Genomic DNA, 14599 nt, shown 5'->3' with positions numbered 1-14599 from the left:
GGGGTGTTCTTCCTCGTCTGGTCGTGCCGGCCGGTTGGCCGGTTGGCGGCTGGTACCGGGTTCTTGTCTTGTCCCGAGGCCCCTTCGCTCCGCCGTCCCTGGTCGGGGACAAACAGAAGGGCCGCGGATCCCGGGTGGGGTTCCGCGGCCCTGAAGGCGCCGGCCTGATCGTCGATCAGGCTGGATCACTCCAGGGTTCAGGCCCACGGAAGGCCCACATCGTGTGGTGCGTCTGCTTGCTGGATCCGGCACCGGTGGCCGCAAAGGCATAGGCCTGGGCCTGTGCGTCTACTGCTTCCAGTGCCTTCATCGGTCGCTCATTGCGCTCACGGACGGGAAGGACCGCGAGAGACACAGGGGAGGCCGGCCGGACGGCGGGAATGCCGGACAGACCGGTGCCCAGGTTCGAGAAGCCGAGCAGGCAGGCGGAGACGACCGAGCGATCGGTCATTTTGACGGCGCGGACTGAGCTGCTGTTGATGCTGATCACTGGAATCGCCTCCTCTCGGCGTCTCTGGGACCGGGGTGAGCCGGTCCGTCGGTTGTTAAGTACAGCACGGAACCAGGGCCTTCGAGAAGGCCACCGTCTCCGTGCTTAAGAACCTATGGGGATTGCTGGGGCATGCGCAAACTATTTTCTCGACGAGTTTGAATCATTCGTCGTCACCCTCACCCTCAAGCTCTTGACCTGCGCAGATGGCGAGGACATCGGGTCCGAAGCGGTTGAGCTTGCGGGCGCGGACGCCTGGGATGCGGGCGAGCTCGGCCGGGCTGGACGGAACGTTCTCGGCGATGGCCATGAGTGTCTTGTCCGTGAAGACGCAGAAGTCGGGCTGCCCGCTGCGCTGCGCCTGGATGGCCCGCCAGTCGCGCAGCCTCTCGTACAGGCCCTCGTCCATGTCGGACGGGCAGTCGTCGCAGCGCATCAGCTTCATCTCGCCGGCGTCGCTGAGGGTGCGGCCGCAGACGCGGCAGCGGGCGGGGGTGCGGGTGGTGCGCCGGACGGCGCTGGGGATGGTGCCGGGGATACCTCGCTCGATGCCTCCCGTGCCGCCGGCGGCGGTTCCGGTGCGGGTGGCGGTGCTGCCGGAGCCGGGGCGCAGACCGTCGAGGAAGCGGCTGGGGCGTCGGCTGGCGCGGCCGCCGGGCGAGCGGGACTGGGCCCAGGAGACGGAGAGGTGTTCCCTTGCGCGGGTGACGCCGACGTAGAGGAGGCGGCGTTCCTCCTCGATCTGCTCCTCGGTCTTCGCGTAGGTGATGGGCATCATTCCCTCGGCGACGCCGACGAGGAACACGACGTCCCATTCGAGGCCCTTGGCGGAGTGCAGGGAGGCCAGGGTGACGCCCTGGACGGTGGGCGCGTGCTGTGCGCCGGCCCTTTCGTCCAGCTCGGACATGAGGTCGCCGAGGGTGGCCTCGGGTTTGGCCGTGGCGAAGTCCTGGGCGAGGTGTGCGAGAGCGGCGAGGGACTCCCAGCGCTCTCTGACGGCTCCGGAGCCCGCCGGGGGCTGGTTGGTCCAGCCGTCTCCGGAGAGGACGGCTCGGACCTGTGCGGGCAGGTCGGGGGCGTCGTCGAGGAGCGAGTCGTTGCCGCCGAAGCGGGCCGCGCCGCGCAGGGCGTGGATGGCCCGCTTGACCTCGGGCCGGTCGAAGAAGCGCTCGGCGCCGCGCAGCTGGTAGGGCACTCCGGCGTCGGCGAGGGCCTGTTCGTAGGTCTCGGACTGCGAGTTCGTCCGGAAGAGGATCGCGATCTCGCTCGCTGGGACGCCGGACGTGATGAGGTCGCGGATGCGGCGCGCGGCGCCTTCGGCCTCGGCGGGTTCGTCGGTGTACTCGGCGTAGGTCGGTTCGGGGCCCGAGGCGCGCTGGGAGATCAGTTCCAGGCGGTGGTCGGCGGCTCGGCCGCGGGCCTGGATGAGCAGACCGTTGGCCAGGTGGACGACCTGGGGGGTGGAGCGGTAGTCGCGGACGAGTTTGACGACCGTGGCTCCGGGGTGGCGGGTGCGGAAGTCGAGGAGGTGGTCGGGGGTCGCGCCGGTGAACGAGTAGATGGTCTGGCTCGCGTCGCCGACGACGCAGAGGCTGTCGCGTTCGCCGAGCCAGAGTTCCAGGAGGCGCTGCTGGAGGGGGCTGACGTCCTGGTATTCGTCGACGACGAAGTGCTGGTACTGGGCGCGGACGGCTTCGGCGATGTCGTGCTGGTCCTGGAGGATGGCGACGGTCAGCAGCAGCACGTCCTCGAAGTCGATGACGCCGCGGTCCCGCTTGACGTCCTCGTACGCGGCGTAGAGCGCGGCGATCTCCGCGCGGTCGCGCGGGGCTTCGCGGCCGGCTTTGGCCGCGGCGGCGGCGTACTCGGCGGGGACGGTCTGGGTGACCTTGGACCATTCGATCTCGGCGGTGACGTCGCGCAGTTCTCCGCGGTCGAGGCGGATGCGGCTGGCGGCCGCGGCGTCGGCAACGAGTTGGATCTTGCGGTCGACGATCCGGGGCAGGCTGCCGCCGACTGCTTTCGGCCAGAAGTACTGGAGCTGGCGGAGGGCGGCGGAGTGGAAGGTGCGGGCCTGGACTCCGGTGGCGCCGAGCTGGCGGAGGCGGCCGCGCATCTCTCCGGCGGCACGGCTGGTGAAGGTGACGGCGAGCACGCTGGAGGGCTGGAGGATGCCCGCGCGCACTCCGTAGGCGATGCGGTGGGTGATGGCGCGGGTCTTGCCCGTGCCGGCTCCCGCGAGGACGCACACCGGACCGTGCAGGGCGGTGGCGACCTCGCGCTGCTCGGGGTCGAGCCCTTCGAGCACCGCGTCGGCCGAGTCCGGGGCCTGCGGGAAAAGGGTGGAATGCGTTGCTGCTGTCACCCCGCCATGCTGCCAGGTCGGTGGGGGCGGGTGTGCCGGTTGTCCACAGGGGAGCGTGTGCGGTCGTACTAATGCGGCAGCCGCTGTGGTCGGCGCGGGCGGCTGCCGTGGCGGCTTTGCCTGGCTGTTCGGGCCGGGTCCCGTGTCCGTGGGTCAGGGGCGCGTCGGGGCCGTGCCCCGGGCAGGTGACCAGGCTCATGTTCGCGTCCGGGTGCCGTTCGGCATCCGTGCCGGGCGGGCCCGCCTGCCTCTGGGCTCGGTGGCGCCTCCAAGACGGGACCGTCAGGACGAGACAGGACTTGGCTCGACTCTGCGGGACTTGGCGGACCCAGCCGGGGGCGCTTCCGTGTGGCCTGATTCGTACGCTGCCGGCCTCGCGCCGCGACGTCCGGTCCGGGTGACTGGACTCACTGCTCCCGGCGCACCTCCGCACGGGACAACTGTCAGGCGACCGGACTCGTACCGGGTGCCGGGCTTGGTCCCTGGCTGCGTGCCGGGCCGATTGCCGTTCCGCCCCCGCGGGCTACGGGAATGGCGGCCCTGTCGCGTACGTTCCCCTTCTGCGAAGCGAACCGAAGCGAACCAACCCCGAACGGGAACCAACCCCGAACCCCGACCCGCAGCGAAGGAGCACGAGAGACATGCCGGGCACTGTGACGATGTACAGCACCACGTGGTGTGGCTACTGCCGTCGGCTGAAGAGCCAGATGGACCGCGAGGGCATCACGTACGAAGAGATCAACATCGAGCACGACCCGGCGTCCGCGGCTTTCGTGGAGAAGGCGAACGGGGGAAACCAGACGGTTCCGACCGTCGTGGTCTTCACGTCCGGGCAGGAGACGCCGTCCGCCGTCATGACGAACCCCTCGCTGGCGCAGGTCAAGCAGGCGCTTGCCGCAGGCTGACAGCGCGGCGACCGGCCGCGGCGACCGGCGGGGCGGTCAACGGGACCCCGCCGGCGGCCCCTCGGCCGGCGCAGGCGGACCGCCGCACAGATCGGCTCCGGCTCCGGCTCCGGCTCCGGCAACCGGTTGGCAAGAGGCTCCCCCGAAGAACATCTCGGGGGAGCCTCTTTCATGCCTCTGCGGCTAGGGCGCCCGCGGTGAGCCCGGGCAGGTTCCCGAGAGACGCCCGAACGGCTGCCGCGGCACGCCCGCCACCCGCCACCCGCCAGCCCACCTGCCCCCAGGCACCTGGCACCTGGCACCTGGCACCTGGCACCTGGCACCTAAGGAAAAGTCCCCCGCCCAGCGGGTCCCGAAGGATGTGCCGGGCAGGTCCGGCAAGGAGCCCCGGCTCAGCGGCCCCCGCGGGAAGCCCCCAGCTCCGCGGGCCCCGAAGGTGAGCCCTCGGCCCCGCGGGCCCGGAAGGAACCCCCGGCTCCGTGGGCACCCCCGGCCGGAGCCCCGCCTCAGCCCGCGACACCCCGCGTCGGCAGCGGCTTCCCGTACCAGAGTTCGATGAGTCGGGCGGCGATGGAGATGCCGTAGGGCGGCAGCACCTCGCCGGACTCGAAGGCGGCCCGCAGGTCCTCGCGGGAGAACCAGCGCGCTTCCTGGATCTCCTCCCCGTCGACGTTGATCTCGGCGGAGGTGGCGCGGGCCATGAAGCCCAGCATGAGGCTGGAGGGGAAGGGCCACGGCTGGCTGGCGATGTACTCGACGTCGCCGATGGTGACGCCCGCCTCCTCGAAGACCTCGCGGCGGACCGACTGCTCGATGGACTCCCCGGGCTCGACGAATCCGGCGAGGGTGGAGAAACGGCCCTCGGGCCAGTGGACCTGGCGGCCGAGCAGGATGCGGTCGTCCTCGTCGGTGACGGCCATGATGACGGCCGGGTCGGTGCGCGGGTAGTGCTCGGCGCCGCAGGCGGGGCAGCGTCGGATGTGGCCGGCCGCGGCGATCACGGTGCGTTCTCCGCAGCGCGAGCAGAAGCGGTGCAGGCGCTGCCAGTTCTCCAGGGCGACGGCGTGCACCATGAGGCCCGCGTCGCGCGGGGAGAGGAGCAGTCCGGCCTCGCGCAGACCTGCCGCGCGCGCGGACTGGTCCATGCGTCCGGGGAGCGTGTCCTTCTGGAGGGCGAAGTAGCTGACGCCGTCGTCGTCGGTGCCGAGGAAGTAGCGGTGGGCCTCGGTGAGGGGTGCTTCGAAGGACGGGGTCATGACGAGTTCGGTGGTGCCGTCCGGTGTCTCGTCGATGAGTACCTGACCGCCGGAGACCACGAAGGCGCGGGTGGTGGGGTGGCTCCACGCCGCGGCGAGCCAGGCCTCGTCGAGCCGGTGGTGGGCGGCCCGGTCGATGCCGCTCGGGACGGTGAGCGAGATGGGACGGTCGGCGGTGTGGTCGGTCCAGGTGGTCACGGGTGCTTCCAACTCCCCCGGTGGAACGGTTGTTTCGGCGGGTGGTTCAGCGGGTCGTACGGCGGGAGGTGCGCTGCGGTGCTCGGTCAGGGTGTGTCTCGCCAGTTCTGGGCCAGGTCGTCCCACAGGTGGGCGGTGGTCTCGACGCCTTTGAGGAGGAGGTCGAGTTCGACCTTCTCGTTGGGTGCGTGCCAGCCGTCGGAGGGGACCGAGATGCCGAGGAACAGCACGGGTGCGCCGAGGACGTCCTGGAGGTCCGCGGCGGGCCCCGATCCCCCTTCGCGGGTGAAGCGGATCTCCTGCTCGAAGGCGCGGCCCATGGCGCGTACGAGGGATTGCAGGGCCGGGTGGTCGAGCGGGGTCAGGCAGGGGCGGGTGGCGGCGCCGAAGGTGATCTCGTGGCGGATTCCGGCGGGCAGCCGGTCGGCGGCCCAGGCGCGGACGCACTTCTCGATGTGGTCGGGGTCCTGGCCGGAGACGAGTCGGAAGGAGAGTTTGACCATGGCGGTGGACGGGATGATCGTCTTGCTGCCGGGGCCCTGGTAGCCGCCGCCGATGCCGTTGACCTCGGCGGTGGGGCGGGCCCAGATGCGTTCGAGGGTGGTGTGTCCGGCCTCTCCGTGGGTGGCCGTGGACCTTGCGGTGCGCAGCCACTGCGTCTCGTCGAAGGGCAGTTCGGCGAGGAGGTCGCGTTCACGGTCGGTGAGTTCGGTGATGCCGTCGTAGAAGCCGGGGACGGCCACGCGTGCGTGGTCGTCGTGCAGGGCTGCGACGAGGCGGGCGGCTTCGGTGGCCGGGTTGGGTACCGCGCCGCCGAAGGAGCCGGAGTGGATGTCCTGGTCGGGTCCGCGGAGTTCGATCTCGCATTCGGCGAGGCCGCGCATGCCCGTGCAGACGGTGGGGGTGTCCTCCGACCACATGCCGGTGTCGGAGACGATCACGGCGTCGGCGGCGAGGCGGTCGCTGTGTGCTTCGACGAGGGAGCGGAAGTGCGGTGAGCCGGATTCCTCCTCGCCCTCGATGAGCAGCTTCAGGTGGACGGCGGGGGTGGTGCGGCCGGTGACGGCGAGGTGGGCGCGGACTCCGAGTGTGTGGAAGAACACCTGCCCCTTGTCGTCGGCGGCCCCGCGCGCGTGGAGCCGGTTTCCCCGGACGACGGGTTCGAAGGGGTCGGTGTCCCAGCCGTCCTCGCGTGCGGCGGGCTGTACGTCGTGGTGCCCGTAGACGAGGACGGTGGGTGCCTGCGGGTCGTCGGAGGGCCATTCGGCGAAGACGGCGGGGGCGCCGGGTGTGGACCAGACTTCGCAGGTGGGGAAGCCTGTCTCCCGCAGTTTGGCGGCGAGCCAGTCGGCGCTGCGCCGTACGTCCGCGGCGTGTTCGGGCTGTGCCGACACGGACGGGATGCGCAGCCATTCGGCGAGGTCGTCGAGGAAGGCGGCGCGGTGCTGCTCGATGTACGCGCGGACGGCGCTGTCCGGAGTCTTGCTCATGGTCACGAGCCTATCCGTCCACGCGTGCGTGCTCGTCGGACGGTTCTTCGGGGACCCGTTCGGGTGGTTCCTCCAGGAGGAGTCGTTCCAGGGCGGCGCGGTCGGGCAGGGGGTCGGGCCGTACGGCCTCTCCGCTGCGTACGTAGAGGAAGGCGGCGCGTACGGATTCCGGGGGGATGCCGTGCTGTTCGGCCCAGGCGAGTCGGTAGAGGGCGAGCTGGAGGGGGTCTCCGGTGCGGGTGCGCCCGGTCTTCCAGTCGACGATCTCGTACGTGATCGCTCCGTCGGCGTCCTCTTCCTTGTAGACGGCGTCGATGCGGCCGCTGAGGACGCGTCCTGCGATGGCGAGTTGGAAGGGCGCTTCGACCCGGTGGGGGGTGCGATGGGCGTACGGGGTGCGTTCGAAGGCGTCCTTGAGGGCGTCGAGGTCGCGTTCGTCGGCGATCTCGGCGTCGCTGCCGGGCAGGTCCTCCGGTTCGAGCATGGGCAGCCGGAGCGCTTCGAAGCGGGCTTCGACCCAGGCGTGGAAGCGGGTGCCGCGGCGGGCGGCGGGCTGGGGCGGGCGGGGCATGGGGCGGGCGAGTTCCTGTGCGAAGCCGTCGGGGTCGGCGGCCAGGCGGAGCAGTTGGGACGCGGTGAGGGAGGCGGGCAGGGGTACGTCGGTGACGCTCGCGCGGGCGCGCAGGAGTTCTCCGGAGAGGGCGTCCAGGTCTCGGTCCCAGGAGGCGATGGTGCGGGCTTCCTCGGGGGTGAGGGGCGGGGTGCCGGACGGGTGGTGGCGGGCGTTCCGGCTCCGGGCCGCGGGCGGGTGGGGGTCGGCGTCCCCGGGCGTGGAGGGGTGGGGGCGGGCGTCGGGAGCGGGGGCCTGGTGGGGGACCTTCGGCCGGGCGCTGGTCCAGGAGTCCCAGTCGCCCGGGTCCTCGCCCGCGGGAACGTGGCCCTTGTGGGGGGCGCGGTCGGGGTCGCCGTCGTGGTCGGGGTACTCGTCGTAGTCGGCGTAGGCGTCGTAGTTGTCGTCGGCGTCGTAGGGGGGTTCGTCGTCCTCGGGCGGGGGCGGCCAGTCCGGGTCGCCGTAGGGGCCCGGGGTGTCGTGGGCCTCGTGGGCGGACGGGTGGGCGGCCTCGTGGGAGTGGCCGGCTTCGAGGTGGTCGAGCACCGTCTGCGCGGCCGCGCGCCGGCGTGCCATGGCCGCGTCGTCGAGCGGGAGGGGCCAGGCGTGGTCGGCGCCCGCCTCGCGGAGCGCGGGGTTCTCCTCGTCCTCGTCGGGTTCGTCCGCCCAGGCCTCGATCTCGCCGTGTCCCGCGGCGCAGTGGTCGTGGAGGGCGTGCAGGAAGTCGGACGGGCCGCGGGGCTTCTTCTGGGAGGGCCCCCACCAGTGCCCGGAGCCGAGCAGCAGGGAGCGGGGTCGGGTGAAGGTGACGTATCCGAGTCGGAGTTCCTCGGTGTGCTGGTGCTCCTTCATGGCCTCCTGGAAGGCCTTCATGCCGCGGGAGTCCCAGGCGTCGATGTCGGGGAGCGTCTCGGCGTCGCCGCGCAGCACGTGCGGCAGGACCTTGGCCTGGGCGGTCCACTTCTCGCGGCCCTGGCTGCTGGGGAAGGTTCCGGTGACGAGTCCGGGGACCGCGACGACGTCCCATTCCAGGCCCTTGGACTTGTGCGCGGTGAGGACCTTGACGGTGTTCTCACCGCCGGGCAGGGCGTTGTCGAGGCCCTTCTCGTACTGGGCCGCGGTGCGCAGGAAGCCGAGGAAGGCGAGGAGTGTGGCCGTGCTCTCGTGGGCGGCGAAGGAGGCGGCCACGTCGAGGAAGTTGGAGAGGGTCTCGCGGCGGCGGGCCGCGAGGGCGTGCGGGGAGGCGGAGAGTTCGACCTCCAGGCCGGTGGTGGCGAGCACCCGGTGCAGGACGTCCATGAGGGGGTCGGCCAGTGAGCGGCGCAGGTCGCGCAGTTCGGTGGCGAGCCGGGCGAACCGTACGCGCGCGTCGGCGGAGAAGGGCAGTCCGTCGTCGTCGCGGTCCCCGGTCAGGGGTGTTTCGAGGAAGGTGTCGAGGGCGTCGGCGAGGGAGATGACCTCGGCGGGGTCGACTCCCTCGACGGCGGCTGCCAGCCGCAGGTCGGGGTCGTCGTCGTGTCCTACGCGCGCGTGGGACACGAGGAGCCGGGCGCGGCGTCCGAGGAGGGCCAGGTCGCGGGGACCGATGCGCCAGCGGGGACCGGTGAGCAGCCGGACGAGGGAGGCGTTGGCCCCGGGGTCCTGGAGGACCTCGCAGACGGCGACGAGGTCGGCGATCTCGGGCAGGTGCAGCAGTCCGGAGAGGCCGACGACCTCGACGGGCACGTCGCGTGCCACGAGCGCGCCCTGGATCTCGGCGAAGTCGGTGGCGGTGCGGCACAGGACGGCGATCTCGCCGGGCGCCTTGCCGGTGCGGACGAGGTGGGCGATGGAGTCGGCGAGCCAGTCCATCTCCTCGGCGTGGGTGGGCAGCAGGGCGCAGCGCACGGTGCCGTCGCGTTCGGCGCCGGGCGCGGGGCGCAGCGCCTCCACGCCCGCGTGCATGGCGCGCAGGGGCTCGGCGAGGCCGTTGGCGAGGTCGAGGAGGCGTCCTCCGCTGCGGCGGTTCTCGCTGAGGGACTGGCGGGTGGCGGGGCGTCCGTCGGCGTGAGCGAAGTGCTCGGGGAAGTCGTCGAGGTTGGCGACGGAGGCGCCTCGCCAGCCGTAGATGGCCTGGCAGGGGTCGCCGACGGCGGTCACCGGGTGGCCCGTGCCGGCGCCGAAGAGGCCGGCCAGGAGGATGCGCTGGGCCACGGACGTGTCCTGGTACTCGTCGAGCAGGACGACGCGGAACTCGTCGCGCAGGATGGCGCCGACCTCGGGGCGGGTGTCGGCGAGGGTCGCCGAGAGGGCGATCTGGTCGCCGAAGTCGAGCAGGTCGCGTTCGCGTTTGGCGGCCCGGTAGCGGCTGACCAGGTCCGTCAGTTCACGTCGGGCGGCGGCCGTCTCGGGGATCCTGCGCAGGTCGGCGTTGGTGAGCCGGGCACTCTCCAGCTCGCGCAGCAGCCCGGCGTCGTGGGCGCGCAGGTCCTCGGGGCGTACGAGGTGCTCGGCGAGCTCGGAGTCGAGGGTGAGCAGGTCGCTGACCAGGTCGGCGAAGGACCGGGTCAGCGACGGGTACGGGCCTGGGGCCTCGCGCAGGACGCGTGCGGCGAGTTGGAAGCGGGTCGCGTCGGCCAGCAGGCGTGCGGTGGGTTCGAGTCCGATGCGCAGCCCGTGGTCGGTCAGGAGTCGGCCGGCGAAGGCGTGGTAGGTGGAGATGACCGGCTCGCCCGGGGGGTTGTCGGGGTCGATGACGTCGGGATCGGTGACGCCCGCCCTGACGAGGGCCTTGCGGACGCGCTCGGCCAGTTCGCCGGCCGCCTTGTTGGTGAAGGTCAGGCCGAGTACCTGCTCGGGGGCGACCTGCCCGGTGCCGACGAGCCACACGACGCGGGCGGCCATGACCGTGGTCTTGCCGGAGCCGGCTCCGGCCACGATCACCTGCGGGGCGGGCGGTGCGGTGATGCAGGCCGTCTGCTCCGGGGTGAACGGGATCCCGAGGAGCTCCTTGAGCTGCTCGGGATCAGTGATACGGGCTGGCACGTGAGAGAGGCTAGCCGCGTCCACTGACAGTCGGTGCCGTATCGACGGCCGGGTCGGTAGATGTGCTGGTCAGCACGGGTGGTGCGGTACGTCACGTTGTGGCCGGCGGACCGCTCGGGCACCGGAGGCATGCGGTCCGCCGGGCGGAACCGTGCCGTCCGAGGGGTTCCCCCCGGCGGGTCTCCGGGCGGGGTGTGGTCCCCCCTGGGGGCCGCCCGTCCCCCTGCCGCCGGTCAGCCCGCCAGGCGTTCAGCCGGTGAGCCGGTCAGCCGGTCAGCCGGTCAGCCGGTCAGCCGGTCAGCCGGTCAGCCGGTGAGCCGGTGAGCCGGTGAGCGGACTGTCACTCCACGACGTGCCGTCCCTCCGGACGCGCGCTGCACGAGGCACGGAAGGCGCAGTGGGTGCAGTGCTGCCCGGTCGTCGGGCCGAACCGCTCGTCGAGGACCTTCCCCGCGGCCGTGGCGAGGAGGTCGCCGACCCACTCCCCGTCCAGCGGCTCCTGCCCCTGCACCTTGGGCAGGGTCTCGCCGCCGTCCTTCTTGGGGGCGCCCTGGCGGAGCTGGACGAGTTCGGCGCCGCCCGCCTCGGGGCGTTCCCCGTCGAACGCCTCGTCCACGGCTCCCTCGCGGACGGCGAGCTGGTAGACGGCGAGCTGCGGGTGGTGGGCCACGTCGGCGGCGCTCGGCGCCTGCTTGCCGGTCTTGAAGTCGACCACGTACGCGCGGCCCTGCGCGTCGCGCTCGACGCGGTCCATGGAGCCGCGGATGCGCACCTCGTACGAGCCCGCTTCGAGGGTGACGTCGAAGTCGTGCTCGCTCGCCACCGGTGTGCGGCCGGTGCGGTCCATGACGTGCCACTTCAGGAAGCGTTCGAGCGCCACGCGCGCGTGCTCCTTCTCCTGAGCGGACTTCCAGGGCGCGTCGAAGGCGAGCGCGTCCCACACGGAGTCGAGGCGTTCCATGAGGACGGCGAGGTCGGCGGGGGTGCGGCCGGAGGCGACCTCGTCGGCGAGGACGTGCACGACGTTGCCGAAGCCCTGGGCGACGGTGGCGGGCGCGTCGGCCTTCACCTCGCGCCCCAGGAACCACTGCAGGGTGCAGGTGTTGGCGAGCTGGTCGAGGGCGCTGCCGGAGAGCACGACGGGGTGGTCGCGGTCACGCAGCGGCACCTTGCTCTCGGTCGGGTCGTACATGCCCCACCAGCGGTAGGGGTGCGCGGACGGTACGAGGGGGCGGCCGTCCTCGTCGCCGAGCGACGCGAGTCTGGCCAGCCGGCGTGCGGCGGCATCGCGCAGGGTGTCCGACACGCGCGGGTCGACCGTGGTGGCGCGCAGTTCGGCGACGAGGGCGGCGACGGACAGGGGGCGGCGCGGGCGGCCGGTCGTGTCCTTGGGCTCGACGCCGAGTTCGGTGAGGAAGCGGGAGGGCTGGTCGCCGTCGTCGGCGGGGGCCTTCACGGCGGTCACGACGAGGCGTTCACGCGCGCGCGTGGCGGCCACGTAGAACAGGCGGCGCTCCTCGGACAGGAGCGCTCCGGGGGTGAGGGGTTCGGCGAGGCCGTCACGTCCGATGCGGTCGGCCTCCAGGAGTGAGCCGCGGCGGCGCAGGTCGGGCCACAGCCCTTCCTGGACGCCCGCGACGACGACGAGGCGCCACTCCAGGCCTTTGGAGCGGTGCGCGGTCATCAGGCGTACGGCGTCGGGGCGTACGGCCCTGCGGGTGAGGGTGTCGGCGGCGATGTCCTGGGCCTCGACCTCCTCCAGGAAGTTGAGGGCGCCCCGGCCTCCGGTGCGTTCCTCGGCGCGGGAGGCCGTCGCGAACAGGGCGCACACGGCGTCGAGGTCGCGGTCGGCGTTGCGTCCGGCGGCGCCGCCGCGCCGGGCGGCCCGTTCCAGTCGCTGCGGCCAGGGGGTGCCGTCCCACAGCTCCCAGAGCGCCTCCTCGGCGGTGCCGCCGCCCGCGAGACGCTCGCGGGCCTTCTGCAGCAGCGCGCCGAGCCGCTGTGCTCCGCGCGCGTACGACGGGTCGTGGGCGACCAGCCGTTCCGGCTCGGCGAGGGCGCGCGCGAGCAGTTCGTCGGAGGGCGGAGGTACGTGGTTGCCTCCGGCGCGCTCCTCCTCGCGCAGGGCCCGGCCGAGGCGCCGCAGGTCGGCGGCGTCCATGCCTCCCAGCGGGGACGCGAGGAGGGTGAGCGCGGTCTCGGTGTCGAGCCATGCCTGCTCCGGCCGCGGGTTCTCGGCCTCGACCGGACCCTCGGCCTCCGCAGCACCGGCATCCGCCGGACCTCCGACCTCCGCAGCACCGGCATCGACCGGAACGTCAGCCTCCGGAGCACCGAGTTCCGTCGGATCGGCCGCCTCTCCCGTGACGCCGACCGTCCCCGGAACCTCCACCGCCCCAGGAACCTCCACCGCCCCCGGAGCCTCGGCCGTCCCCGGAGCCTCGGCCATCTCGGCCGCCCCCGGAGCCTCGGCCGCCCCCGGAGCCTCGGCCGTCTCCGAACCGGCAACCGCCTCGGGACCGTCGGCCTCCAGAGCTCCGGGCTCGCCCGGTACCCCCGTCGTCTCCCCGAGTTCCGCCGCGGCCACGGCCCTGAGCGCGGTCAGGAGCGGCGCCACGGACGGTTCGTGGCGCAGGGGCAGGTCGTCGCCGTCGATGTCGAGGGGCACTCCGGCGGCGGTGAGGGTGCGGCGGATCGTCGGGATGGTGCGGGAGCCCGCGCGCACCAGGACGGCCATCTCGTTCCAGGGGACGCCGTCCTCCAGGTGCGCGCGCCGGAGGATGTCCGCGATGTTGTCCAGTTCCGTGCCGGCCGTCGGGTACGTGTGGACCTCGACGTGGCCCCCTCCGCGTACGGGGGCGAGTTCCCGGTGTGCGCGTACCTTCTCGGCGGCGAGCCGGGTCAGGGGCATGCGCTGGGTGAGCAGCCGGGTGGCGGCCAGGAGGTCCGCGCCGGAGCGGCGTGACGTCCCGAGGACCTCGACGGCCGCCGGCGTGCCGTCGGCGCGCGGGAACGCGTCGGGGAACTCCAGGATGCCGTTCACGTCGGCGCCGCGGAACGCGTAGATCGACTGGTCGGGGTCGCCGAAGGCCACGAGGGTGCGGCCGCCGCCGGCGAGGGCGTGCAGCAGGCGGACCTGCGCGGGATCGGTGTCCTGGTACTCGTCGACGTAGACGGCGTCGTACTGCGCGGCGAGCCGTTCGGCCACGCCGGGGCGCCGGGCGAGCAGGACGGCCCGGTGCACCAGTTCCGCGTAGTCGAGTACGCCCTGCATGTCGAGGACGTCGAGGTACTCGGCGAGGAACGCGGAGGCGGCGAGCCAGTCGGGGCGGCCGGTGCGGCGTGCGAAGGCCTGGAGCGAGTCGGGGCCGAGTCCCAGCTCGCGGCTGCGGGCGAGCACCGCGCGGACCTCGTCGGCGAAGCCGCGTGTGGTCAGGCAGGCGCGCAGTTCGTCGGGCCAGCGGACGTGGGCGAGGCCGAGCCGTTCCAGGCCGGGCTGGCCCGCGAGGAGTTCCCGGACGGCCACGTCCTGCTCGGGGCCGGACAGCAGCCGCAGGGGCTCCACGAACAGTTCGCTGTCCTGGTGGGAGCGGACCAGGGCGTAGCAGAAGGAGTGGAACGTCGTGGCCCTGGGCGACCGGGCGGCTCCTATCCGCAGTGCCATGCGGTCGCGCAGTTCCACGGCGGCCTTGCGGCTGAAGGTCAGCACGAGGACCCGTTCGGGGTCCGCGCCCCGGGCGATCCGGGCCGCGACGGACTCGACGAGGGTGGTGGTCTTCCCGGTGCCCGGACCTGCGAGGACGAGCAGCGGACCGCCCTCGTGGTCAACCACGGCGCGCTGCCCTGCGTCCAGCTCAGGGGGAGCCACCCGGACCGGCGGGGTACGGACCAGTCGGTAGGCGCCACGGGCCCCCTGTCGCCCCTGGGGGTGCGGCAGGCGCCTGGTGGTGGAGGAGGAGCTCACGTGGTTCGCCGGTCCTGGTGGGTGTGCTGTGGTTCGTCACGGTCGGCGCGGCGCGCCGGCCGTCGAGGGCTGCCGGTCGGGCGACGGGCGGGCGGGCCGCCCTGCGGGGAGGGCGGTGTCCGCGGGATGAAGCGGGATGCGTCTCGTCGACGCTACGCCTGCGGGTGCGGTGGAAGCCGGTGTTCCTCCGGTTCGCTCACGACCCGTCCGTCCCCCGCATCACGAACGTACGGCATGCGGCGGACGTGCCCCGCTTCCCTCGTACGGGCGGTCGACGCCACGCGCGGGCGTCCCATG

General features: G+C 72.8%; 7 protein-coding genes. 1 reads left to right on the top strand and 6 read right to left on the bottom strand.

Going from position 1 to position 14599, the window contains the following annotated elements:
• Positions 1-175 precede the first annotated feature (175 nt).
• Positions 176-490 (bottom strand): hypothetical protein, encoded by a 315-nt coding sequence (locus IE265_RS02060; RefSeq protein ID WP_190033516.1) that lies wholly within the window; start codon positions 488-490, stop codon positions 176-178.
• A gap of 163 nt (positions 491-653) precedes the next feature.
• Positions 654-2855, bottom strand: a complete 2202-nt coding sequence (locus IE265_RS02055; protein WP_190033515.1) for an ATP-dependent DNA helicase UvrD2 — start codon at positions 2853-2855, stop codon at positions 654-656.
• 641 nt (positions 2856-3496) lie between these two features.
• Between IE265_RS02055 and IE265_RS02050 the strand changes: the two genes are divergently transcribed.
• Complete coding sequence (locus tag IE265_RS02050) at positions 3497-3760, top strand: mycoredoxin (protein WP_190033514.1); 264 nt, start codon at positions 3497-3499, stop codon at positions 3758-3760.
• Between the two features lie 506 nt (positions 3761-4266).
• On the opposite strand, the gene nudC is transcribed toward IE265_RS02050, so the two are convergent.
• From nudC to IE265_RS02030, 4 genes are all read right to left on the bottom strand, one after another.
• Positions 4267-5214 carry an NAD(+) diphosphatase gene (nudC, locus tag IE265_RS02045; RefSeq protein ID WP_229915971.1) on the bottom strand — a complete coding sequence of 316 codons (948 nt, stop codon included), beginning with the start codon at positions 5212-5214 and terminating at the stop codon, positions 4267-4269.
• 86 nt (positions 5215-5300) lie between these two features.
• The gene (locus IE265_RS02040; protein ID WP_190033512.1) at positions 5301-6704 is read right to left on the bottom strand and encodes a dipeptidase; all 1404 of its coding nucleotides are present in this window, start codon (positions 6702-6704) and stop codon (positions 5301-5303) included.
• A gap of 10 nt (positions 6705-6714) precedes the next feature.
• Positions 6715-10338, bottom strand: coding sequence for an ATP-dependent helicase (locus tag IE265_RS02035; protein WP_190033511.1), 3624 nt, complete (start codon positions 10336-10338; stop codon positions 6715-6717).
• A 340-nt stretch (positions 10339-10678) separates the two neighbouring features.
• Entirely contained in the window at positions 10679-14302 is a 3624-nt protein-coding gene (locus IE265_RS02030) for an ATP-dependent helicase (RefSeq protein WP_190033510.1), read from the bottom strand.
• Between the last annotated feature and the right edge of the window lie 297 nt (positions 14303-14599).

The sequence above is a fragment of the Streptomyces fructofermentans genome (assembly GCF_014651055.1).
Lineage (GTDB): Bacteria > Actinomycetota > Actinomycetes > Streptomycetales > Streptomycetaceae > Streptomyces > Streptomyces fructofermentans.
The sequence above is the reverse complement of the archived record's forward strand: the minus strand, read 5'-3'. Positions and strand labels throughout refer to the sequence as shown.

Excerpts from the sequence above, each read along its gene's own strand:
- IE265_RS02040 (WP_190033512.1), bottom strand. The coding sequence starts at position 6,704 with ATGAGCAAGACTCCGGACAGCGCCGTCCGCGCGTACATCGAGCAGCAC.
- IE265_RS02050 (WP_190033514.1), top strand. The coding sequence starts at position 3,497 with ATGCCGGGCACTGTGACGATGTACAGCACCACGTGGTGTGGCTACTGC.